This is a genomic window from Bradyrhizobium sp. GCM10028915 (genome assembly GCF_042666195.1).
Classification (GTDB): domain Bacteria; phylum Pseudomonadota; class Alphaproteobacteria; order Rhizobiales; family Xanthobacteraceae; genus Bradyrhizobium; species Bradyrhizobium canariense_D.
Genome location: NZ_JBHTFN010000040.1, coordinates 775 through 21,061 on the forward strand (window position 1 = coordinate 775; position 20,287 = coordinate 21,061).

Here is a 20,287-nt window from a genome sequence, read left to right on the forward strand (position 1 = left end):
TCTGCGCGGTGAATCCTACGGCCTGCTGATCGACCAGATCGGCGAAGTGCTGCGGCTCGCCGAGGACGGCATGGAAGAAAACCCCGTCAATCTCGACCCCCGCATGGCCAAGCTCGCCGGCGGTGTCCACCGTCTCGACGGCCAGCTCATGGTCGTCCTCGACGTCGATCGCGTCCTCGAGCTCGCGCCCGATATGATGGCGGCCTGATACGCCGGCACATCCGCCGACGTACCTGCAATTGGAAGTGCCCCCGCAAAAGGGGGGAAGCAGAGGTTCACATGCGAACTTGTCTCGTCGTTGATGATTCCAGCGTCATCCGCAAGGTTGCGCGCCGGATCCTGGAGGGCCTCGACTTCCAGATCCTCGAAGCCGAGGACGGTGAGAAGGCGCTGGAGGCCTGCAAGCGCGGCTTGCCCGATGCGGTGCTGCTGGACTGGAACATGCCGGTGATGGACGGCTATGAGTTCCTCGGCCATCTCCGGCGCATGCCCGGCGGCGACCAGCCCAAGGTGGTGTTCTGCACCACCGAGAACGACGTCGCGCATATCGCGCGCGCGCTGCACGCTGGCGCCAACGAGTACATCATGAAGCCCTTCGACAAGGACATCGTGACGGCGAAATTCCAGGAAGTCGGCCTTATCTGAGCGACCGCCCTGGAGGCTGAACGGCTCCTTCGGCGTTTGTTTTCAACTGACCGTTTCAGTCTGAGTTGGTGAGTAATGAGTGTTGCGTTCGCAGGTAATTCGACCCCGGGCTCGTCGCGGGAAGCCGGACCGTTGCGGGTGATGGTCGTCGATGACTCCGTCGTCATCCGCGGTCTGATCTCGCGCTGGATCGGCGCCGAGCACGACATGGAGGTCGCGGCCTCGCTGCGCACCGGGCTCGAGGCGGTCAACCAGATCGAACGCATCAATCCCGATGTTGCCGTGCTCGATATCGAAATGCCCGAGCTCGACGGCATCTCGGCGCTGCCGCAACTCCTGGCGAAGAAGCGCGATCTCGTCATCATCATGGCCTCGACGCTGACCCGCCGCAACGCGGAGATCAGCTTCAAGGCGTTGTCGCTCGGCGCCGCCGACTACATTCCGAAGCCGGAATCGACGCGCGAGGCTTCGGCTGCGGACATCTTTCATCACGACCTGATCCAGAAAATCCGCCACCTCGGCGCACGGCTGCGCCGCAAGGCCGCGGTTGCGAGCCCGCCGCTCGCGCCCGCAAGCCCGGCTCCGGCGACACGTGGGCCGGTTGTCGCGCGGCCTGCCGCGTCCGCGGCCGCTCCGGCCGTCCATGCGCCGTCGTCGTCCTCGGTGCTGTCCACGCGTCCGTTTTCGACCCAGGCCCCGAAGGTGCTGCTGATCGGCTCATCGACCGGCGGTCCTCAGGCGCTGATGGCGCTCGTCGCCGAGCTCGGTCCCGTGATCGACCGTGTCCCGGTGCTGATCACCCAGCACATGCCGCCGACCTTCACCACCATTCTCGCGGAGCATCTGGCACGCACGAGCCGGAAGCCGGCGGCGGAGGCGGTCGACGGCGAGCCGGTGAAGCCGGGCCGCATCTATCTTGCGCCGGGCGGCAAGCACATGCGCGTCGTGCGTAGCGGCGCCGACGTGGCGATCGCGCTCGACGACGGTCCCGCCGTCAATTTCTGCAAGCCCGCGGTCGATCCGCTGTTCACGTCCGCCATCGACATCTGGCATGGCGCCATCCTGTCCGTGATCCTGACGGGCATGGGCTCGGACGGCATGCGCGGCGGCAAGGACATCGTCGCCGCCGGCGGCAGCGTGATCGCGCAGGACGAAGCCTCCAGCGTGGTCTGGGGCATGCCGGGCGCAGCCGCCAATGCCGGCATCTGCGCGGCGATCCTGCCGCTCAACCAGATCGGCGCCAGGGTCAATCGCCTGTTTGCGGGAGACCGTTCGTGACGCCTGTTGACTACGACTATCTACGCAAGTTCCTGAAAGAGCGCTCCGGCCTCGATCTCTCGCCGGACAAGCAGTATCTGGTCGAGAGCCGGCTGCTGCCGCTGGCCCGCAAGGCGAGCCTCGCCGGGATCCCCGATCTCGTGCTGAAGATCAGGAACGGCGACGGGCGGCTTGCAAGCGACGTGGTCGAAGCGATGACCACCAACGAGACCTTCTTCTACCGCGACAAGATCCCGTTCGATCACTTGCGCGAAACGATCCTGCCGGGGCTGCTTCGGGCGCGCGCGGCGCGCAAGTCGCTGCGCATCTGGTCGGCGGCGTCGTCGACGGGACAGGAACCCTATTCGATCGCGATGTGCGTGAAGGAGATGGGCGCAGCCTTCGCCGGCTGGCGCATCGAGATCGTGGCCACCGATCTGTCGCAGGAGGTACTGGAGAAATCCAAGGCCGGCGTTTACAGCCAGTTCGAGGTGCAGCGCGGCCTGCCGATCCAGCACCTGATGAAATACTTCACGCAAGCGGGCGAAGTCTGGCAGCTCAATGCCGACATTCGCGCGATGGTGCAGTTCCGCCAGCTCAATCTGTTGCAGGACTTCTCCCATCTCGGCACGTTCGACGTGATCTTCTGCCGCAATGTGCTGATCTATTTCGACCAGGACACCAAGGCCGTGATCTTCGAGCGCATGGCGAAGGTTTTGGAAGCCGACGGCACGCTGCTGTTGGGCGCCGCCGAATCCGTCGTCGGAATTACCGACGCGTTCCGCCCGATCGCCGATCGTCGTGGCCTCTATCAGCTCAATCCGACGCGCTCCGGGCGCCCGATGGGTGGATTGATGCCGCCGTCATTGAAGGTAGCAGCGGCGCGGTGAGATGCGTTCTTCCCCTCTCCCCTTGCGGAAGAGGGTGGCTCGCCGCGTAGCGGCGAGACGGGTGAGGGGTTCTATCCGCGAGCCCACCGACACTTGAACTCGCGGATAGAACCCCTCATCCGGCGCTTCGCGCCACCTTCTCCCACAAGGGGAGAAGGAATGAAGAGCGCACCTCACAAGATCGCATGCGGCAGAAACCGCGAGCCGTTGCCGGTGATCGGGCTTTCGTCCTCGCGGATCGACAGGCCGCAGGGTTCGTGATCCACCAGCCAGCTTCCGATCACGGGATAGAAGCCGGAAAAATTCGGCAGCGGCGCGAGCGCCTGCCGCACGAATCCTTCGGCGCCGTAGGGGCCTGCCTGCTCGTCGAGCGGCATTCCACCAGACACCAGCGTGACATTGGCCCCTTCGCGCGACAGCAGCGGCTTGCGCACATAGGAGCTGCCGAGCTCGGCTGCCCGCGGATCGTCCTCGAAGAACGCCGGTAGCAGATTGGGATGGTTCGGAAACATCTCCCAGAGCAGCGGCAGGATGCCCTTGTTGGAGAGCACCGCCTTCCACGGCGGTTCGATCCAGCGTGTCTGTGCATCCTTGAGCTTTGCGCCAAAGGCGTCGTGGAACATCCATTCCCAGGGATAGAGCTTGAAGGCGAGCGTGATGTCGCGGTCGCCGAGATCGACGAAGCCGCCGGTATCATTGCGCCAGCCGATCGCCTCGATGTCGAATAGCGTGGTCGTCAGGCCCGCCTGGCGCGCGGTATCTTCGAGATAAGCGAGCGTGCCGGCGTCCTCCTCATTGCCCGTGGTGCCGGTGAGATGGACGTGGCGGCTAGCGGCAATCTGTTTCCAGGCTTCGATCAATCGTTCGTGGATGGAGTTGAACTGGTCGGCCCGCGACGGGATGATGCGCCGTTCGATCGCCTGTTCGAGCCAGGTCCATTGAAAGACCGCGGCTTCGAAAATCGAGGTCGGCGTATCCGCGTTGTATTCGAGCAGCTTTGCCGGTCCCTTGCCGTCGAATTTCAGATCGAGCCGGCCATAGAGGCTGCGGTCGTCTCGTGCCCAGCTCTCGGCGATCAGGCTCCAGAACGCCTCCGGTATCTTCAAGCGCTGCAGATGGCGCTCGTCGCCGATCACGCGGCCGGCGAGCTCCAGGCACATCGCGTCGATCTCGCCGGTCGGCGCCTCGATGCCACGCTCGATCTCGTCGAGCGTGAAGGCGTAATAGGCGCGCTCGTCCCAATAGCGCTCACCGTCGATGGTGTGGAAGGCGAAGCCGCATTGTTCGGCGGTCTGCCGCCAGTCGTCGCGCTCGGGGCAGACGATGCGTTGCATGGGTCAGCCGCCGCCGGAGAAGCCATGGCCAAACGAGCCGAAGCCGCCGCGGCTCACGCCGCCGGAGCCTGAATCGGACGACGTTCCGGACGAGGAATGGCTCGAGGAGTCGCTGCTGAAGAAACTCGATCGCGACGAACTGCCGCCGCCGCTGGAGGAGCTGCGGCTGCTGCTGCACGAGGTGCTCGCTTGCACCGCCGGGTCCGTGCCGGCAGGGGAGGGCTCGCAATTCTGCCGCGGCATCAGTGTGTAGGCGGTGGTGCCGACCGCGATCGTGCCCATCACCAGCAGCGCGACATGGCCGGAGCGCTTCACCGGCTGTTGTGCAGGCGGCGGTCCGGCCGCCGGCCGGCGCTTGCCGAACTCCTTTTTGGAGGGCTTGCCGGCCATGTCAGTAGATCATGCAGGCGGCGTTGAGCAGGCCTGCGGCGAGCGAGGACAGCCCGAGCCAGATGGCAGCTGCAAGTTCGCCGACGGCAATCCGCGCCGACAGGTTCGGCACCGGCACTCTCACCAGGAAGAACACGACGATCTGGACGATCAGCGCGATCATCGCCCAGATCAGGCAGTCCAGCACATTGGCCGAATGCGCGATCGCGCTGACCAGCGGCGCCACGAAGCCGAGCAGGCTGAGGCCGAGTGCGATCGCCGCAGCCGGATCATTGTCGCGGATCAGCTGGAATTCGTTGTGGGCCGTGATGCGGGTATAGGCGAACAGGTACGCCACGATCGCGATCAGCCCGGTGCAGAAATAGACCAGGAAGGCGGGCAGGCCGGCCAGTGATTGCAGGATCATCGTTCCCCCATCGTGCAGCGACCATTCGTCGGCGGGGGAAGGATAGCGGTTCAACGGCGCAAGGACGATGAGGCCCCGTTCGCGTCCCCAAAAAACAAAACCCCGCCATTTGCGGCGGGGTCCAGGCTGGGAGGAGCAAGCCCCGAAGGGCTCGCGGGTAAAACCCAGGATCAGGCGGGGATGCGCTCTTCGACCTCGTGCGGCTCGCGCAGCACGTAGCCGCGGCCCCACACGGTCTCGATGAAGTTGCGGCCTTCGGAGGCATTCGCGAGCTTCTTGCGGAGCTTGCAGATGAAGACGTCGATGATCTTCAGCTCGGGCTCGTCCATGCCGCCATAGAGGTGGTTGAGGAACATTTCCTTGGTGAGGGTCGTGCCCTTGCGGAGCGAGAGCAGCTCCAGCATCTGGTATTCCTTGCCGGTCAGATGCACGCGCTGGCCGCCGACTTCCACGGTCTTGGTGTCGAGGTTGACGACGAGGTCGCCGGTCTGGATCACCGATTGGGCATGACCCTTGGAGCGGCGCACGATGGCGTGGATGCGGGCAACCAGCTCGTCCTTGTGGAAGGGCTTGGTCATGTAGTCGTCGGCGCCGACGCCGAGACCCTTGACCTTGTCCTCGATGCCGGCGAGGCCGGAGAGGATCAGAATGGGTGTCTTGATCTTGGAGACCCGAAGCTGCTTGAGCACGTCGTAGCCGGACATGTCGGGCAGGTTGAGGTCGAGAAGGATAATGTCGTAATCGTATAATTTACCGAGATCGACGCCTTCTTCCCCCAAATCGGTCGTGTAGACATTGAAGCTCTCAGACTTCAACATCAGCTCGATCGACTGCGCGACGGCGCTGTCATCTTCAATCAGCAAAACGCGCATGCCAGTTCCCCATAGTCGCCGCTCCTGGGCGTCAGGTCGGCCGCATTCGCGGCACACAACAAAACGCCTTTGAACAACTGATTCGGATCCTGACAACAGATGGTTAACAAATTCTGATTCTGGAACGCAAGCCCTGTAGATGCAATTTTCGTCGAATCGCCCTAAGGTCTTGTGTGCGAAGCAGCTTTCGTTATCCGGTTGCGTTCAAGTTCCACTTTAAGAGACGGGCCTAACCGACTCCCGCGACTCAGCCTTCTTCTGAAGGGGAGCCACGCTCAGTCACAAAGACAGTGACGCAATGATTAACGATGCGGGTAAACACGAAGTTAAGCGCCGTTCAGAAATATGGCGAAACTTAAGGTTCTCGCCACGAAACCCCGGATTATGAAGGCGATCACCTCATGAAGGCCCTCTTGTGAAGGCTCTTGCCGAACAGATCGGCGACATTGACGGCATCAATATTTATGGCCGTGTGGTCGGCGTGCGCGGCCTGATGGTCGAGGTCGCCGGTCCGATCCATGCGATGTCGGTCGGCGCGCGGCTCGTGATCGAGACCGGCGGCAACCGTTCCATCCCCTGCGAGGTGATCGGCTTCTCCGGCAACAACGCCGTCGTGATGCCGTTCGCCGGTCTCGACGGCGTACGGCGCGGCTGCAAGGCCGTCATCGCCAATGCCGCAAATCAGGTGCGGCCTTGCGCGGCCTGGCTCGGCCGCGTCGTCAATGCGCTGGGGGAGCCGATCGACGGCAAGGGGCCGCTGCCGCAGGGCCCGGCGCCGATGCCGTACCGCAATTCGCCGCCGCCGGCGCACTCGCGCAAGCGCGTCGGCGCGCCGCTCGATCTCGGCGTGCGCGCGATGAACACCTTTCTGACCTGTTGCCGCGGCCAGCGCATGGGCATCTTCGCAGGCTCCGGCGTCGGCAAGTCGGTGCTGCTGTCGATGCTTGCGCGCAACGTCGATGCCGCCGTCAGCGTCATCGGGCTGATCGGCGAACGCGGCCGCGAGGTGCAGGAATTCTTGCAGGACGACCTCGGGGAGGAGGGCCTGGCCCGTTCCGTGGTCGTGGTCGCGACCTCCGACGAGCCGGCGCTGATGCGCCGCCAGGCCGCGTATCTGACGCTTGCGATCGCCGAATATTTTCGCGACGAGGAGCAGGACGTCCTTTGCCTGATGGATTCGGTGACGCGCTTTGCCATGGCCCAGCGCGAGATCGGCCTGTCCGCGGGCGAGCCGCCGACCGCCAAGGGCTACACGCCGACCGTGTTCACTGAGCTGCCGAAGCTACTGGAGCGCGCGGGTCCGGGCCTCGGAGAGGGCGCCATCACCGCCATCTTCACGGTGCTGGTCGATGGCGACGACCACAACGAGCCGATTGCGGATGCCGTCCGCGGCATCCTCGACGGCCACATCGTGATGCAGCGCTCGATCGCCGAGCGCGGCCGCTACCCCGCCATCAACATCCTCAAATCCGTCTCCCGCACCATGCCGAAATCGGCCGACCCGCAGTTCTGGCCGACCATCCAGAAGGCGCGGGCGGTGATGGCGACCTATGCCGACATGGAAGAATTGATCCGTCTGGGCGCCTACCGCGCCGGCTCCAGCCCCGAGGTCGACGAGGCGATCCGCCTGCACGAGCCGCTGGAGGCCTTCCTGCGCCAGCGCAAGGACGAAAATGCATCGCTGGCGGACGGCTACCGCCAGTTGGCGCAAATCCTTGGTGATTTGGAAACGGAACGCTAACTTTGTCCCGTCATCATCCCATCCCACAGAGTAGTAGAGCCGGTCTTGGCCCCCGTCGGGCCTGTGGGGAGACCGGTGTTGTCCCACGTGCAGCCAAGGGACTTCTGGGGAGTACGAGTCGATGAAGTCACGTGATACACTCATCCGCCTGAAGAAATTTCAGGTCGACGAGAAGCGCCGCCGGGTCACCCAGATCGAGACCATGATCGCCGACTTCCAGCGGATGTCGACCGATCTTGAACGCGAGATCTCGACCGAGCAGGAGCGCGCCGGGATCAACGATCCCTCGCACTTCGCCTATCCGACCTACGCCAAGGCTGCCATCCAGCGTCGCGAGAACCTGACCCGCTCGGCCGACGAGCTGAAGGGCCAGCTCGACGAAGCCAAGGCTGCGCTGGCCGAAGCCTTCGAGGAGCTGAAGAAGGTCGAGCTCCTTGACGAGCGCGATCAGGCCCGCGAACGCGCCGAGGAAAACGCCCGCGAGCAGGCCGATCTCGACAGCATCGGCCTGATGCGTGCCCGCATGGGCGCCGTCGCCTGAGACGCTAGCCGCCAGACCTGCGAGAATTTGCAGAACCCGGACCCCAAGGTCCGGGTTTTCGCATGCCCTGTCCACAGTGTGGCGCCGCGCCCCCTTGGTGGTCGGCTTTGTTGCGCGCTATGGTGGCGGAGTGCCAGCGCCTGCGCGGAATGCGACGGGCCGCGCATTGGGGGGCTGAATGCTGACGCCAGCAGAGCTGGTTGGGCTGATTGGGGCGATGGCGCAGGGCGATCAGGCCGCGTTCGAGCGCCTCTACGTCGCCACGCGCGCGAAACTCTATGGCGTCGTGCTCCGTATCTTGCGCCGACAGGATCTCGCAGAGGAGGTCATTCAGGAGACCTACGTCAAGATCTGGAACAGCGCCGGCCAGTTCAATCCCGCTCTCGCGTCGCCGATCACATGGATGGCGTCGATCGCGCGCAACCGCGCCATCGACATCGTGCGCAAGAAGACGGAAGTCTCCATCGAGGAAGAGCCCCAGGCGATGGAAGTCGCAAGCGACAGCCCCGATCCGCTGGCGCGGAGGGAGATGACCGAGGAATTGAAGCGGCTGCTGGAATGTATCGGCCGGCTCGAGCCGGACCGTCAGAGGCTCGTGCTTCTCGCCTATTACAACGGCTGGAGCCGCGAGCAATTGGCGGAGAAATTCGCGGCGCCCGTCAACACGGTGAAGACGTGGCTTCGGCGCAGCATGATGGATATTCGCGAATGTCTCGGGCTATGAGATTCGGGCTACGGGAGCTCATACGGTGAGGGTGGGTCTGGACCGCAAGTGATGGCCTATACGGAGGACCATATCGCGCTCGCCGCGGAATATGCGCTCGGCACGCTCGACGCCGGCGAGCGCGCGCAGGTCGAGACAATGATGGCGGTGGACAAGGCGTTCGCCGATGTCGTGCAGGCGTGGGCATTCCGGCTCGGCGTCCTCAACCAGATGGTCGGCTCGATCGAGCCGCGTCCGATCGTGTGGGAGAACATCAGGTCCGAGCTCGCGCGGACGGGCTTTGCGCAGGATCCGCCAGCACTGCCGGACGCAGCGCCGCCGCCACCTATGCCGGAATATTCCTCGCCCGACACCGTGCCTCCGCAGGTGCCGTCGGAGAATATGCAGCAACCGCCGCCGCCTCCCGAAGCGGAGCAGCCTGCCCCGGCGCGACTTGAGTCCGATGCGATACCCGACGTCGTGCCGATCTTCATGCCGCAGGTCCACGCGCCGGACCCGGAGGTCGCGCGAGCGCCATCGCCGCCGGTTGCCGACAACAGCAACGTGATCCGGCTGGAGGGCCGCGTGAAGCGCTGGCGCACCATCGCATCCGCCGTCGGCGCGCTCGCGGCCGCGCTGCTCGTGACGCTGTCGCTTCAGATCTTCCTGCCCGACGCGCTGCCGGGCGGCCTGCGACCGGCACCGCGCATCCAGACCGTCGAGGTGAAGACACCGGCGCCGCTCCCGGCGTCGTCGCAATATGTCGCCCTGTTGCAGGGCCAGGGCGGGGGTCCCGCCTTCATCCTCACCATCGACGGTGCGACCAAGAACTTTACGGTGCGTAAAGTGGGCGCGACACCGGAGCCCGGCAAGAGTTTCGAGCTCTGGCTGATGTCCGACAAGCTGCAGCGTCCGCGTTCGCTGGGTGTGATCGGCGCCGGCGATTTCACCGCACGACCGGTGCTCGGCTCGTACGATGCCGACGTCGTCAACGGCGCGACCTACGCCGTCACGCTCGAGCAGGCGGGCGGTTCGCCCAACGGCCAGCCGACCTCGGCGCCGGTGTTTTCCGGCAAGCTGATCGAAACCGTGCCGCCGTCACAGCCGCAGGCGCCCGCGAAGAAGTAGGTTTCCATTGTCGTCCTGGCGAAAGCCAGGACCCATTGCCCCAAGAGCTTGTTGCAAGAGTGAGCGCTGGCAACACGGGTGAGCAACCACTCAATCTCGGGGTAATGGGTCCTGGATCGGCGCTCGCTCTGTTCGCTTGTCCAGGACGACACCGGGGGCATTGGACGCTTCAACATCGTGGTGGCAATCCCTGATCGGTTCTGTCGCCACGGTCCGTCCCGCCGTCGTCTTCCGACAAATTCCGCCGAATCCGCCCTCGATTTGAACCTCTCCGCGCTTCGCGGCGTCAAATGCCCGGAATTTGCAGTCGGCGCCCCCCAATCATGGTGCCGGAGAGGGGCGAGAAATCAGATGGATGCAGCGAAAACATCGGGCATCTTCATTCACCAATATGCGGGGCTGCCACACGGCCCGGCCTTCGAGCATTGGCGCGAGCGGACTTTCGGGGCCTGCGGCCTCGATATCGGGCCGAGCCGAGGCGATAGCATCGATTGCCGGCTCCAGGTCAGCGTGGTCGACAATATCGCGCTCGCCATTCCCGAAGGCGCCTCCGCGCAATATTCACGCACCCAGAGCCATCTTGCCGACGGCAGCGACGATCTCGTCCTGATCGCCGCGCATGCGGGCCTCGTCCGCGTCGGGCAGAACGGCCATGCCGTGGAGCTTGCGCCCGCGCAAATGGTGCTCGTCGACATGGGCATCACCGGCACCGTCGGCCACACCGAGGAAGATCGCTTCACCACCATCCGCATGCCGCGCCGCGCGCTGCTCGAGATCCATCCGCGCGCCGAGGACAAGCTGTCGCAAGTGCTCTCGGACGGCGCACTCGCCGAGACGATCTTGCGCTACCACTCCCTTGCCGCCCATCATGCGCCGCATCTCGATGCCGTCGGCCAGCGCCTCACCGCGCAGCACATGGTCGATCTCGTCGGCCTGCTGCTCGGCACCGACGCCGAACATGCAAGTCTCGCGCGCGGGCGAGGTCATGCGGCGGCCCGTCTCGATCTCATGCGCGCCGACGTGATGGCTGCGCTTGGCCGCAACGATCTCTGCCTGTCCGAGATTGCTACGCGCTCCGGCCTGAGCCCGCGTCAGGCACAGCGCCTGTTCGAGCAGGCCGGAACGACCTTCACCGAATTCGTGTTGGAGCAGCGCCTGCTGCAGGCGCGCAAGCTGCTCAGCGATCCCCGCGCCAGGACCCGCAAGATCAGCGACATCGCGCATTCGTCTGGCTTCTCCGATCTGTCCTATTTCAACCGCGCCTTCCGCAAGCGCTTTGCCGCGACGCCGTCGGAACTGCGCGAGGCCTGAGCCGACCGAGAATTTGTGCGGCGCGCCGGTACCACCGCAGTTGGTCCATCCGGCAGGATGAGCTATATTTGTCTGCGCGGTCAGACAGCTTGATCGTTCGTCGCTTCGTCGTCGCTCTCTTGGGAAATGCAGTCAACGGACATGGCGCGTATCGTCGTGCTCGGCGCCGGGTTTGCAGGTCTGTGGGCGGCCATCGGTGCCGCACGCAAGCGCGAGGAGATCGGCGCGGCCGGCCGTGACATCGAGATCCGTGTCATCGATCGCAATCCCTACCACAACATCCGCGTCCGCAATTACGAGGCCGATCTCAGCGAGGTCGCGCTTCCGCTGCCGCAGCTACTCGATCCGATCGGCGTCAGTCACGGGATCGGCGAGGTCGAAGCCATCGATCCGGCACGGCGGGAGATTTCTCTGGTCACGGGAGGCGGCGACGAGACGCTGGCTTATGACCGGCTGGTGCTGGCGCTCGGTAGCGAAGTGATGCGTCCCGACATTCCCGGCCTTGCCGAGCATGCTTTCGACGTCGACACTTATGCAGCGGCGCTCCACCTCGAGGATCATCTCACCTCGCTTGGACGCAGCGTGCCCGCGCCGGGGCGCTCGACGATCGTCGTGGTCGGCGCCGGCTTCACCGGTATCGAGGTCGCGGCCGAGATGCCCGACAGGCTGGCGCGCGCCGGCATCACCGGCAGCCGCCGCATCATCCTGGTCGATCCCAATCCGGCGGTGGGCGCCACGATCGGCGCGCATGCGCGTCCCGTCATCGCGACGGCGTTGGCCTCGCTTGACGTCGAGACGCGGCTCGGCGTGCGCGTCGTCTCCGTCGAGGCCGCCGGACTGCGTCTGAGCTCGGGCGAGTTCATTCCGACGCGGACGGTGATCTGGTGTGCCGGGATGCGCGCGAGCCCCTTGGCCGCAAGCTTTCCGGACGCACGCGATCGCCTCGGGCGTCTTCTGGTCGATCCCATGATGCGGGTTGCGGATGCCGGCGGCGTGTTCGCGGCCGGCGACGTCGCCTCGAGCGTGGTCGACGGCTTGCATCCGACCGTGATGTCCTGCCAGTTCGCGCGTCCGATGGGCCGCTTCGCCGGCCACAATGTGGTCGCCGATCTCGCGGGCCTGCCGATGCTGCCGATGCGGATAGACTGGTACGTGACCGTGCTCGATCTCGGCGGCTGGGGCGCGCTCTATACGGAAGGGTGGGACCGCGAAGTCCGCGCCACCGGCGCGGCCGCGAAGGCAACCAAGCAGACCATCAATCGCAAGCGCATCTATCCGCCGCTCTCGGGACGCAAGGACGAGCTGTTCGCGGCTGCTGCGCCAACCGTGCAGGCGCCGCCGCCGACTTATGGGACGCGGTAGTATCGGTGCCGTTGCGGGATGACGGCGGTACGTTTTTCTTTGTCATTGCGAGCGTAGCGAAGCAAATCCAGAATGTCTCTGCGGATGGGTTCTGGATTGCTTCGTCGCAAGAGCTCCTCGCAATGACGGAGCTGGACGCGCGTGCGCTCACGGTGACGACATACCCCAGACATGAGAAAGCGCCCGTGGGGGGCGGGCGCTTTCTGTAGTCGACTTGGGGTTGGGGTCGTCTACATATCCACGTGGCGACTTTGGGGGGCTGATAAAGAGCCGCGTGAATTCCTGAAACTCAAATCTCCTTAGCGAACGAGGGAAACGTTCGAGCTGGTGATAGCGATCGGCTTGCCCGCCTTCATGACGCGAGCGGTCTGGGTCAGGCCTTCATCTGAACTCGTACGCGCGGTGATCCCGAGACCCGCCACCGTGATGCCGGCAACGAGCGCGACAACCACGATCTTGAGGTGGGTCGAGCGATCTGCGCTGTAAATCGAGTGGTTCATGGAAGGCTCCTGCCGCCATCTACCCGAAGTAGTCGCCTGCGTGCTTGGGCAGGTTCATGCTTCCGGTGCCCAACAACCTAGTACTGGGGGGATTCGTTCCCAAGAGGCGATCACAAGGGCGTGACAGGACGTGAGAAGCCGCGATCAGAAACGACCCTTGATCGTGCAATTTAGCAATTATTTCAAAGCTGTAATGTGTCTGCCAAGCGCCTTGCCCGCCGTCGATCGGCAAGGCGCCAAAACCTGAAAAACCATTTGCCTGTGGCCAAAAAACACACGGCTTCTTAAGGCAAATCAGATGCTTCCGACCGTTTTCAACCTCGCCCTGGGGTGGATTTCAGCCTGCGACAGCACGGTCGTCTGGGCCCGGAACCGCTCGACCAGGGAACGCACGAAGGGACGAATTGCCGCAGAGGTGACCAGCACCGGGGCCTCGCCTTCACGCGCCGCGCGCTCGAAGGCGTCGCGCACGCCGGTCATGAACTCCGACAGCTTCGAGGGCTGCATCGCGAGGCTGCGCTCCTCGCCCTGGCCGATAATGGATTCGGCGAAGGCTTGTTCCCAACGGGCCGACAGCGCGATCAGCGGCAGGTAGCCGCTGTAAGAGGTGTTCTGCGCACAGATCTGCCGCGCCAGGCGGGCGCGGACGTGCTCGACCATGGTGGCCGGATTGCGCGAGAAGGCGAGCGAGTCGGCGATGCCTTCGAGGATGGTCGAGAGGTCGCGGATCGAGATGCGCTCGGCGAGCAGCAGCTGCAGCACGCGCTGGATGCCGGAGACGGTGACCTGTCCGGGCACGATGTCCTTGACCAGCTCGCCCTGCTCCTTCGGCAGCTCCTTGAGCAGCTTCTGCACCTCGCCATAGGAGAGCAGGTCCGACATGTTGGCCTTGAGCAGCTCGGTGAGGTGGGTCGAGAGCACGGTCGCGGCGTCGACGACGGTATAGCCCTTGAGCGAGGCCTCCTCCTTGAGGCTGGCATCGACCCAGGTCGCGGGCAGGCCGAAGGTCGGCTCGGTGGTGTGGATGCCGGGCACCTGCACCTGGCTGCCGCCGGGGTCCATGACCATGAACTGGTTCGGCCAGATCTTGCCGGTGCCGGCGTCGACCTCCTTGATCTTGATGATGTAGGTGTTGGCTTCGAGCTGGACGTTGTCGAGGATGCGCACGGCGGGCATCACAAAACCCATCTCGATCGCGAGCGAGCGGCGCAGCGCCTTGATCTGCTCGGTGAGGCGATCGGTGCCGTCGGGGCCGTTGACCAGCGGCAGCAGGGCATAGCCGAGCTCGATCTTGAGATCGTCGATCTTCAACGCCGCGGAGATCGGCTCCTCCGCCGCAGCGGAGCCGGCTGCGCCCGGCGTTCCCGGCGCAGGTGCGGTCTTCGCGACTTCCTCAGCCCTGGCAGTCGCCCGGTTGCGGTTGCGGGCGTGCCAGGCGAGGGCACCGGCGCCGGAGCCGAGCGCCAGGAAGGGAAGGGTCGGGATGCCCGGCAGGGCCGCCAGCACCAGCATGACCGCCGCGGACATCGCGAGCGCCTGCGGATATCCGGAGAACTGCTTCATCAACGCCTTGTCGGCGGCGCCGGACACGCCGGCCTTGGAGACGAGCAGGCCGGCCGCGGTCGAAACGATCAGCGCCGGCACCTGGGTGACGAGGCCGTCACCGACGGTCAGCAGCGTGTAGCTGCGGCCGGCATCGGCAAAGGACAGACCCTGCTGCGCCACGCCGATGATCATGCCGCCGACGACGTTGATGAAGACGATCAGGAGGCCGGCGATGGCATCGCCGCGGACGAATTTGGAGGCACCGTCCATGGCGCCGAAGAAGCCGCTCTCGTCCTCCAAATCCTTGCGCCGCTGCTTGGCGACCGTCTCGTCGATCAGGCCGGCGGAGAGGTCGGCGTCGATCGCCATCTGCTTGCCGGGCATGGCGTCGAGGTGGAAGCGTGCCGCGACTTCGGCGATACGGCCCGAACCCTTGGTGATGACGACGAAGTTGACGATGATCAGGATGGCGAAGACGATGATGCCGATGACGAAATTGCCGCCCATCACGAAGCTGCCGAAGGCTTCGATGACGTGACCGGCGGCATCCGTGCCCTCGTGCCCGTGCGACAGGATCAGGCGGGTCGAGGCCATGTTGAGCGACAGCCGCAGCATGGTCGAGATCAGCAGAACGGTCGGAAAAGCGGAGAATTCCAGCGGCGCCTGGATGAACAGCGACGTCATCAGGATCAGGATCGAGAGTGTGATCGAAATCGCCAGGAACAGGTCCAGCACGATCGCAGGCAGCGGAAGGATCAGCACCACCAGGATGGTGAGAACGCCGAGCGCGAGCGCGATATCGCCGCGCTTGAGGATGTTGCCGACTTCGGCAAGGGTCGGGAAACCGGCGTTCGTGCTGCCTACGCCCTGTCCTGCGGTGACGTCGACCATGGTAGCTGCCCCTCCGCGCGACTGCCGTCCGCGCGCCCCAAATGTCTGCGCGGCGGCCGAGGGGCCGCCGTTCCGAAAGTGAGGCACCGCACTGGCGTCCACGGGAGCTCCCGTTCTACGCGGCTGACGACACTCGACTCCACTGGGCAATTCTTGCCGGGTGTATGGTTAGCAAAGGGTTAATAAAGGGTGCGGCATGGGGGCTGACCGGGGTATTTCGGCCGTCTGGCAGGCAAGCAGCCGTCATGCCCGGGCTTGTCCCGCCGAAGGCGTGGATGGCCGGGACAAGCCCGGCCATGACGTTGTGGAAGCGTCTGGGGCCGATATCGACGGACGGAGGAAGTGGCCCTACTTCGCCTTCTCCATCCGGGTCACCGTATAGCCCGAAGCCGCCTCCTCGGCTTCGAAAGTCACCTTGTCGCCGACCTTCACCTGCTTGAGCACGGCCGGGTCCTTGACGCGGTAGACCATGGTCATGGGTTCATCCATGCCGAGGTTTTTCGCGGGCCCGTGCTTGAGCGTGATCTTGCCGGCGCCCTCGTCGATCTTCTTGACCTCGCCGCTGATCGCGGCGCCCTGGGCTGCCCGGGCACCTGTGGCAAGCCCGACGGCCAGCGCCAGCGCGGCGGCGATACGGATGATGCGGTTCATGGGAGCCTCCCTTGCGTTACTTCACGGTGACGTGGCCGACCATGCCACAGTCGCGGTGGTCGGGAATCAGGCAGGAAAATTCGAACGTGCCGGCCTTGCTGAACTTCCAGAGGATCTCGGCTGTCTTGCTCGGCGCGAGCCTGACCCCGTTGGGATCGTCATGCTCCATGTGCGGGTGCTTCTTCATCTCCACCGCATGCGCGAGATTCTCCTTTGTGGTGGCGAGCAGGAATTCATGGTCCTCCTTACCGACGTTGCGCAGCACGAAGCGGATCTGCTCGCCGCGTTTGACCTCGATCCTGGCGGGTGCGTAGTCCATCTCGTTCAGCAGGATCTCGATGGTGCGCGCGGGCTTTTTGGGATCGCCGGGCTCGCCGGCCGAAAAGGTGCCGTGCCCGTGCTGGTCGTGGGCAAAGGCCGGCGCGGTGGAAAGCGCGGCCAGCGCGAGACCGAGCTTGATCGTCGGCTTCATTGGTAGCTCCAGTTGGTGGTGGTTCATCGAAACGCTCACATCTTCATGTTCTTCATCGGCGGTCCGCCTGGTTGTTGCCGCACGGGCTCCGGGGCCGGCGGCGTGACCTCGTAGGCGACGGTGCCCTGCGGGAATTGGTAGGGGCCGGGATCGCGGTAATCGTCGCGCGCGAGGCCCTCGCGGATCTTCATCACCGTGAACATGCCGCCCATTTCGATCGGGCCGAACTGACCGGTGCCGGTCATCATCGGCAGCGTGTTGTCGGGCGCGGGCATCTCCATGTTGCCCATCGCCATGCCGGTCGAGCCCATCGCCATGCCGTCAGGCGCGAGCTTGCCGACGGCTTTGGCGAGATCCTTGCGCGACACCCCGATCATGTTGCGCATGTCGTGTCCCATCGCATTCATGGTGTGATGCGACTTGTGGCAGTGGAACGCCCAGTCGCCGGGGTTGTCGGCGAGCACGTCGAACACCCTGACAGCGCCGACCGGTACGTCCGTCGTCGTCTCCGGATATTGCGCGCTCTCCGGAATCCAGCCGCCGTCGGTGCAGGTCACCGCAAAGCTGTGGCCGTGCAAATGGATCGGATGGTTGGTCATGCTGAGATTGCCGATGCGCACGCGCACCTTGTCGCCGAGCCTGACCGGCAGCGGATCGATGCCGGGAAACACCCGCGCATTCCAGGTCCACATGTTGAAGTCGGTCATCTCGTTGACCTTCGGCAGATAAGTGCCGGGATCGACGCGATAGGTGCTCATGACGAAGACGAAGTCGCGGTCCACGGCCCGAAAGCTCGGGTCGCGCGGATGCACGACGACCATGCCCATCATGCCCATCGCCATCTGCACCATCTCGTCCGAATGCGGATGGTACATGAAGGTCCCGCTCTTCCTCATCTCGAACTCGTAGACGAAGGTTTTTCCCGGCTGGATGTGCGGCTGGGTAAGTCCGCCGACACCGTCCATGCCGCTGGGAATGATCATGCCGTGCCAGTGCACGGTGGTGTATTCGGGCAGCCTGTTGGTCACGAAGATGCGGACCTTGTCGCCCTCGACGGCCTCGATCGTCGGGCCCGGTGACTGGCCGTTATAGCCCCACAAATTCACCTTCATGCCCTCGGCGAATTCGCGCACCACGGGCTCGGCAACGAGATGGAATTCCTTCCAGTCGCCGTTCATCCGGAACGGCAGCGACCAGCCGTTCAGCGTGACGACGGGTCGATAGTCCGGCCCGCTGACGGGGTGCAGCGGCGGCTGCATCACGACCTTGTCCATGTGCGGGGCTTCCGGAATCGAGGCGGCCTGGGCGCGGCCGCTGACGACGGATGCGCCGGCGAGCGCGGCGCTACCCAAAAATCCTCGGCGGGAAAACATGTTGGCCTCCATGTCAGTGACCGCCATCGGCAGGCGCTGCCGCGGCGAGAGTGGTTGAATTGTCGCCGTCAGCAGGCGCGCCGCCGCCATTGACGGCGGTCTGCAAGTCGGATTGGGCAAGGAAAAATCTTTGCCTGGCATCGATTGCACCGCGCAGCGACGCGAGCCGCTGCCGCGCCTCGGTGAGCAGCGCGAAGATATCGACCTGCATGCTGGAGAAGCGGAGCTGCATCTCCTCGGTGATGATTTTTCGCAAGGGGATGATCTCGCGCTGATAGTGGCTGGCGATGTCGTAGCCGGAGCGATAGACCCGATAAGCATCGCGCGCCTCGGAGCGTACATTCACGGCGCGTTCGGTCAGCCGGTTGAAGGCGAAATTGTAGGTCTCCGCCGCCTGCCGCACCCGCACTTCTCCGCCGTCGAAGATCGGGATCTGAAACTGCACGTCGAAGCCGCGCTCGCGGAACGGCGCGCCTTCCGGATCCCGGGTGCGGCGGGAGATGCCGGCGAGATCGAGCAGTGTCACGAAGCGCGTCGCCTCCGTGAGGTTCAGCGACTTTGCGAGCGCGCTCAGCTCGAGCCGCGCGATCTGCAGGTCGATGCGATGGGCGACCGCGTCGGCTTCGATCGACGGCAAAGCCTGCGGCCGGCGCGGCAGCGGCGGCAGTTGATTGGGCAGCCGGAAGTCGAGCCCGCCGTCCCACAGCCCCATCAGGCGCGCCAGCTTTTCGCGCGCGCTCGTCGCCGTCTGTCGCGCGGTGGCGAGGTCGGCGGTGGTTTCGGCGTAAAACACCTGTTCTCGGGCCTGATCGAGCTTGTTGATCGAGCCAGTTTCGCCGAGCTTGACCGCGAGCTGCGCGGTTGATTCCGCCGTCGCCTTCGCATCCGTCAGCAACGCCACCATCTCGTTGCCGCCAACGGCGCGCCAATAAGCGCGGCGGACATCGGCGGCAAGCCGCAACGTCGCCAGGCTTGCGCGCAATTGCGCCTGGCGGAAACGGTCGCGGGCGATTTCCGAGCGGAACGGCAGGGTGGCGAGCGCGAGGATGTCGCCGACAATTTGACGCTCGATTTCGCTGGCGCCGTTGCCCGAGATCCGGGAGACCGAGAACACGGGATTGGGCGGCAGGCTCTGCTCGACGAGATCGGTCTCGGCCAGCGCCAGCTCGTTATAAGCGGCCTGAAGCCCCTTGTTGTTGAGCAGTGCGATCTGCACGGCGGTCTCGATGCTGAGTGTTCGCGACAGCAGCTGGCGAACGCGCGCGTCGACCGCGCCGGCTCCTTCGGTTGTTCGCACAAAGGCGACATCCTTGTTGATGGTCTGGCTCGTCAGTTCCGAGACGGCCTTCATGCCGCTGTCGGGCGAGAAGGCGGCGCAGCCTGCAAGTCCAAACGAGGTGAGACCGAGCAGGCTTAGCGCGAGACGATGTGTCATGGCGCGCTCCTACCGGTCTTGCTTGAGCTGCGGCGCGACGCTCTCGTTGCGCTCGCGCCATGGTGCCGGCGTCGCGGGCCGCAGGCTGGTGTAGGGCGCAATCGTCGAACGATAGCCGGCGCGCGCGATCTTGGCCGCGGGATCGGCAGGATCAGCGCCAGCGACTTGTATCGTTGCCGGCATGCAGCCGGACAACGCCAAGGCCGTCGCGGCCAGCAGCGGCCAATTGAATCGAAAGTGTCGTCCCCGCGCCGCGGATGCAGCGGCGGACTTCGCCCCGGAAAGCGTAAGCATGAGTCATCCCTGATCTGTCTGGAGACCACAGGTGCGCGCGCGCGGATGCGCGCTCGGCCTGACGTCGTCGCGCGTCAGATCAGGCGATCGGAGGGCGGTAGTGCAGGGGCGGCGCCGCGCTGTGCAGGCTGGCCACGATCTCGGGCGAGCAGGCGGAAACCGGCTGAAGCGACTTTGCGACGCTGGGCAGGTCGGCCGGCAGCGCGCTCACGCACATCATCGCGCAGCACGGTCCCGCCGTACCCTTGCCGCCGTGATGATGAGGGGTGGGGGGCGCGTCCTGCGCGGCGCCCTGATGATGCGCATGCGGCCTGGCGTGGTCATGCGAGGCGCCGTCATGCGTGTGGCCGGCCTGCATCTGGTGATGCACCGGCACGCGGTCGGCGAGAAGCGCGTCGTCGAGGCACGGAGCTGGAGCGCTACCCCAGGCGAGGCTTGCGGCCGGCGCGATCACGCAGAACAGATAGGCGAAGGCTATGAAGCGCCCCACCTTGATCCGCATCGATCGTGTCAATCGCAGCAACATTCCGCCGACATGCTCTCCGC

At 65.0% G+C, this 20,287-nt stretch carries 22 protein-coding genes; 10 read left to right on the forward strand and 12 right to left on the reverse strand.

The window, feature by feature from the left end; translation table 11 throughout:
* From ACFQX9_RS17500 to ACFQX9_RS17515, 4 genes are all read left to right on the forward strand, one after another.
* Positions 1 to 208, forward strand: a 208-nt coding sequence (locus ACFQX9_RS17500) for a chemotaxis protein CheW (protein ID WP_377789820.1), incomplete at its 5' end; no start/stop codon positions are given.
* Positions 209 to 279: 71 nt separating this feature from the next.
* Positions 280 to 645, forward strand: coding sequence for a PleD family two-component system response regulator (locus ACFQX9_RS17505; protein WP_007600538.1), 366 nt, complete (start codon positions 280 to 282; stop codon positions 643 to 645).
* 75 nt (positions 646 to 720) lie between these two features.
* Positions 721 to 1,923, forward strand: a complete 1,203-nt coding sequence (locus tag ACFQX9_RS17510) for a chemotaxis response regulator protein-glutamate methylesterase (RefSeq protein ID WP_085350315.1) — start codon at positions 721 to 723, stop codon at positions 1,921 to 1,923.
* Positions 1,920 to 2,792 (forward strand): protein-glutamate O-methyltransferase CheR, encoded by an 873-nt coding sequence (locus ACFQX9_RS17515; protein WP_085357855.1) that lies wholly within the window; start codon positions 1,920 to 1,922, stop codon positions 2,790 to 2,792. Before ACFQX9_RS17510 ends, ACFQX9_RS17515 begins: the two co-directional genes overlap by 4 nt.
* A gap of 173 nt (positions 2,793 to 2,965) precedes the next feature.
* Here ACFQX9_RS17515 and ACFQX9_RS17520 read toward each other — a convergent pair whose 3' ends face one another.
* The 4 genes from ACFQX9_RS17520 to ctrA form a co-directional block, all read right to left on the reverse strand.
* On the reverse strand, positions 2,966 to 4,126 hold the full coding sequence (locus tag ACFQX9_RS17520; protein ID WP_018455722.1) for a glutathionylspermidine synthase family protein: 1,161 nt from the start codon (positions 4,124 to 4,126) through the stop codon (positions 2,966 to 2,968).
* A 3-nt stretch (positions 4,127 to 4,129) separates the two neighbouring features.
* Complete coding sequence (locus tag ACFQX9_RS17525; RefSeq protein WP_377789826.1) at positions 4,130 to 4,516, reverse strand: hypothetical protein; 387 nt, start codon at positions 4,514 to 4,516, stop codon at positions 4,130 to 4,132.
* Between the two features lies 1 nt (position 4,517).
* Positions 4,518 to 4,922 (reverse strand): DUF350 domain-containing protein, encoded by a 405-nt coding sequence (locus tag ACFQX9_RS17530; protein WP_377789828.1) that lies wholly within the window; start codon positions 4,920 to 4,922, stop codon positions 4,518 to 4,520.
* 170 nt (positions 4,923 to 5,092) lie between these two features.
* Complete coding sequence (ctrA, locus tag ACFQX9_RS17535; protein WP_007600544.1) at positions 5,093 to 5,794, reverse strand: response regulator transcription factor CtrA; 702 nt, start codon at positions 5,792 to 5,794, stop codon at positions 5,093 to 5,095.
* A 415-nt stretch (positions 5,795 to 6,209) separates the two neighbouring features.
* On the opposite strand from ctrA, the gene fliI reads away from it, so the two are divergent.
* The 6 genes from fliI to ACFQX9_RS17565 all read left to right on the forward strand — a co-directional run bounded on the left by fliI (position 6,210) and on the right by ACFQX9_RS17565 (position 12,580).
* Entirely contained in the window at positions 6,210 to 7,535 is a 1,326-nt protein-coding gene (gene fliI, locus ACFQX9_RS17540) for a flagellar protein export ATPase FliI (RefSeq protein WP_247489690.1), read from the forward strand.
* Between the two features lie 121 nt (positions 7,536 to 7,656).
* Positions 7,657 to 8,076, forward strand: coding sequence for a flagellar export protein FliJ (gene fliJ, locus ACFQX9_RS17545; protein WP_007606301.1), 420 nt, complete (start codon positions 7,657 to 7,659; stop codon positions 8,074 to 8,076).
* A gap of 178 nt (positions 8,077 to 8,254) precedes the next feature.
* Entirely contained in the window at positions 8,255 to 8,800 is a 546-nt protein-coding gene (locus ACFQX9_RS17550; protein ID WP_018455718.1) for a sigma-70 family RNA polymerase sigma factor, read from the forward strand.
* Between the two features lie 51 nt (positions 8,801 to 8,851).
* Positions 8,852 to 9,907, forward strand: coding sequence for an anti-sigma factor domain-containing protein (locus tag ACFQX9_RS17555; protein ID WP_377789831.1), 1,056 nt, complete (start codon positions 8,852 to 8,854; stop codon positions 9,905 to 9,907).
* Positions 9,908 to 10,258: 351 nt separating this feature from the next.
* Entirely contained in the window at positions 10,259 to 11,218 is a 960-nt protein-coding gene (locus tag ACFQX9_RS17560) for an AraC family transcriptional regulator (protein ID WP_247294694.1), read from the forward strand.
* 141 nt (positions 11,219 to 11,359) lie between these two features.
* On the forward strand, positions 11,360 to 12,580 hold the full coding sequence (locus ACFQX9_RS17565; protein ID WP_377789833.1) for an NAD(P)/FAD-dependent oxidoreductase: 1,221 nt from the start codon (positions 11,360 to 11,362) through the stop codon (positions 12,578 to 12,580).
* A 299-nt stretch (positions 12,581 to 12,879) separates the two neighbouring features.
* Here the strand turns inward: ACFQX9_RS17565 and ACFQX9_RS17570 are convergent, their stop codons facing one another.
* From ACFQX9_RS17570 to ACFQX9_RS17605, 8 genes are all read right to left on the reverse strand, one after another.
* Positions 12,880 to 13,080 (reverse strand): hypothetical protein, encoded by a 201-nt coding sequence (locus tag ACFQX9_RS17570; protein ID WP_018455714.1) that lies wholly within the window; start codon positions 13,078 to 13,080, stop codon positions 12,880 to 12,882.
* Positions 13,081 to 13,374: 294 nt separating this feature from the next.
* Positions 13,375 to 15,516 carry a flagellar biosynthesis protein FlhA gene (gene flhA / locus ACFQX9_RS17575; protein ID WP_085383680.1) on the reverse strand — a complete coding sequence of 714 codons (2,142 nt, stop codon included), beginning with the start codon at positions 15,514 to 15,516 and terminating at the stop codon, positions 13,375 to 13,377.
* A gap of 348 nt (positions 15,517 to 15,864) precedes the next feature.
* Positions 15,865 to 16,167 (reverse strand): copper-binding protein, encoded by a 303-nt coding sequence (locus tag ACFQX9_RS17580; RefSeq protein WP_377789836.1) that lies wholly within the window; start codon positions 16,165 to 16,167, stop codon positions 15,865 to 15,867.
* A 16-nt stretch (positions 16,168 to 16,183) separates the two neighbouring features.
* On the reverse strand, positions 16,184 to 16,639 hold the full coding sequence (locus tag ACFQX9_RS17585) for a plastocyanin/azurin family copper-binding protein (RefSeq protein ID WP_377789838.1): 456 nt from the start codon (positions 16,637 to 16,639) through the stop codon (positions 16,184 to 16,186).
* A 35-nt stretch (positions 16,640 to 16,674) separates the two neighbouring features.
* Positions 16,675 to 18,012: a copper oxidase gene (locus tag ACFQX9_RS17590; RefSeq protein ID WP_085357890.1), complete on the reverse strand. Its 1,338-nt coding sequence runs from the start codon at positions 18,010 to 18,012 to the stop codon at positions 16,675 to 16,677.
* Between the two features lie 13 nt (positions 18,013 to 18,025).
* Positions 18,026 to 19,447, reverse strand: a complete 1,422-nt coding sequence (locus ACFQX9_RS17595) for a TolC family protein (RefSeq protein WP_247489678.1) — start codon at positions 19,445 to 19,447, stop codon at positions 18,026 to 18,028.
* 9 nt (positions 19,448 to 19,456) lie between these two features.
* Complete coding sequence (locus tag ACFQX9_RS17600; protein WP_018455708.1) at positions 19,457 to 19,741, reverse strand: hypothetical protein; 285 nt, start codon at positions 19,739 to 19,741, stop codon at positions 19,457 to 19,459.
* A 79-nt stretch (positions 19,742 to 19,820) separates the two neighbouring features.
* Positions 19,821 to 20,243 carry a hypothetical protein gene (locus tag ACFQX9_RS17605; RefSeq protein WP_018455707.1) on the reverse strand — a complete coding sequence of 141 codons (423 nt, stop codon included), beginning with the start codon at positions 20,241 to 20,243 and terminating at the stop codon, positions 19,821 to 19,823.
* Between the last annotated feature and the right edge of the window lie 44 nt (positions 20,244 to 20,287).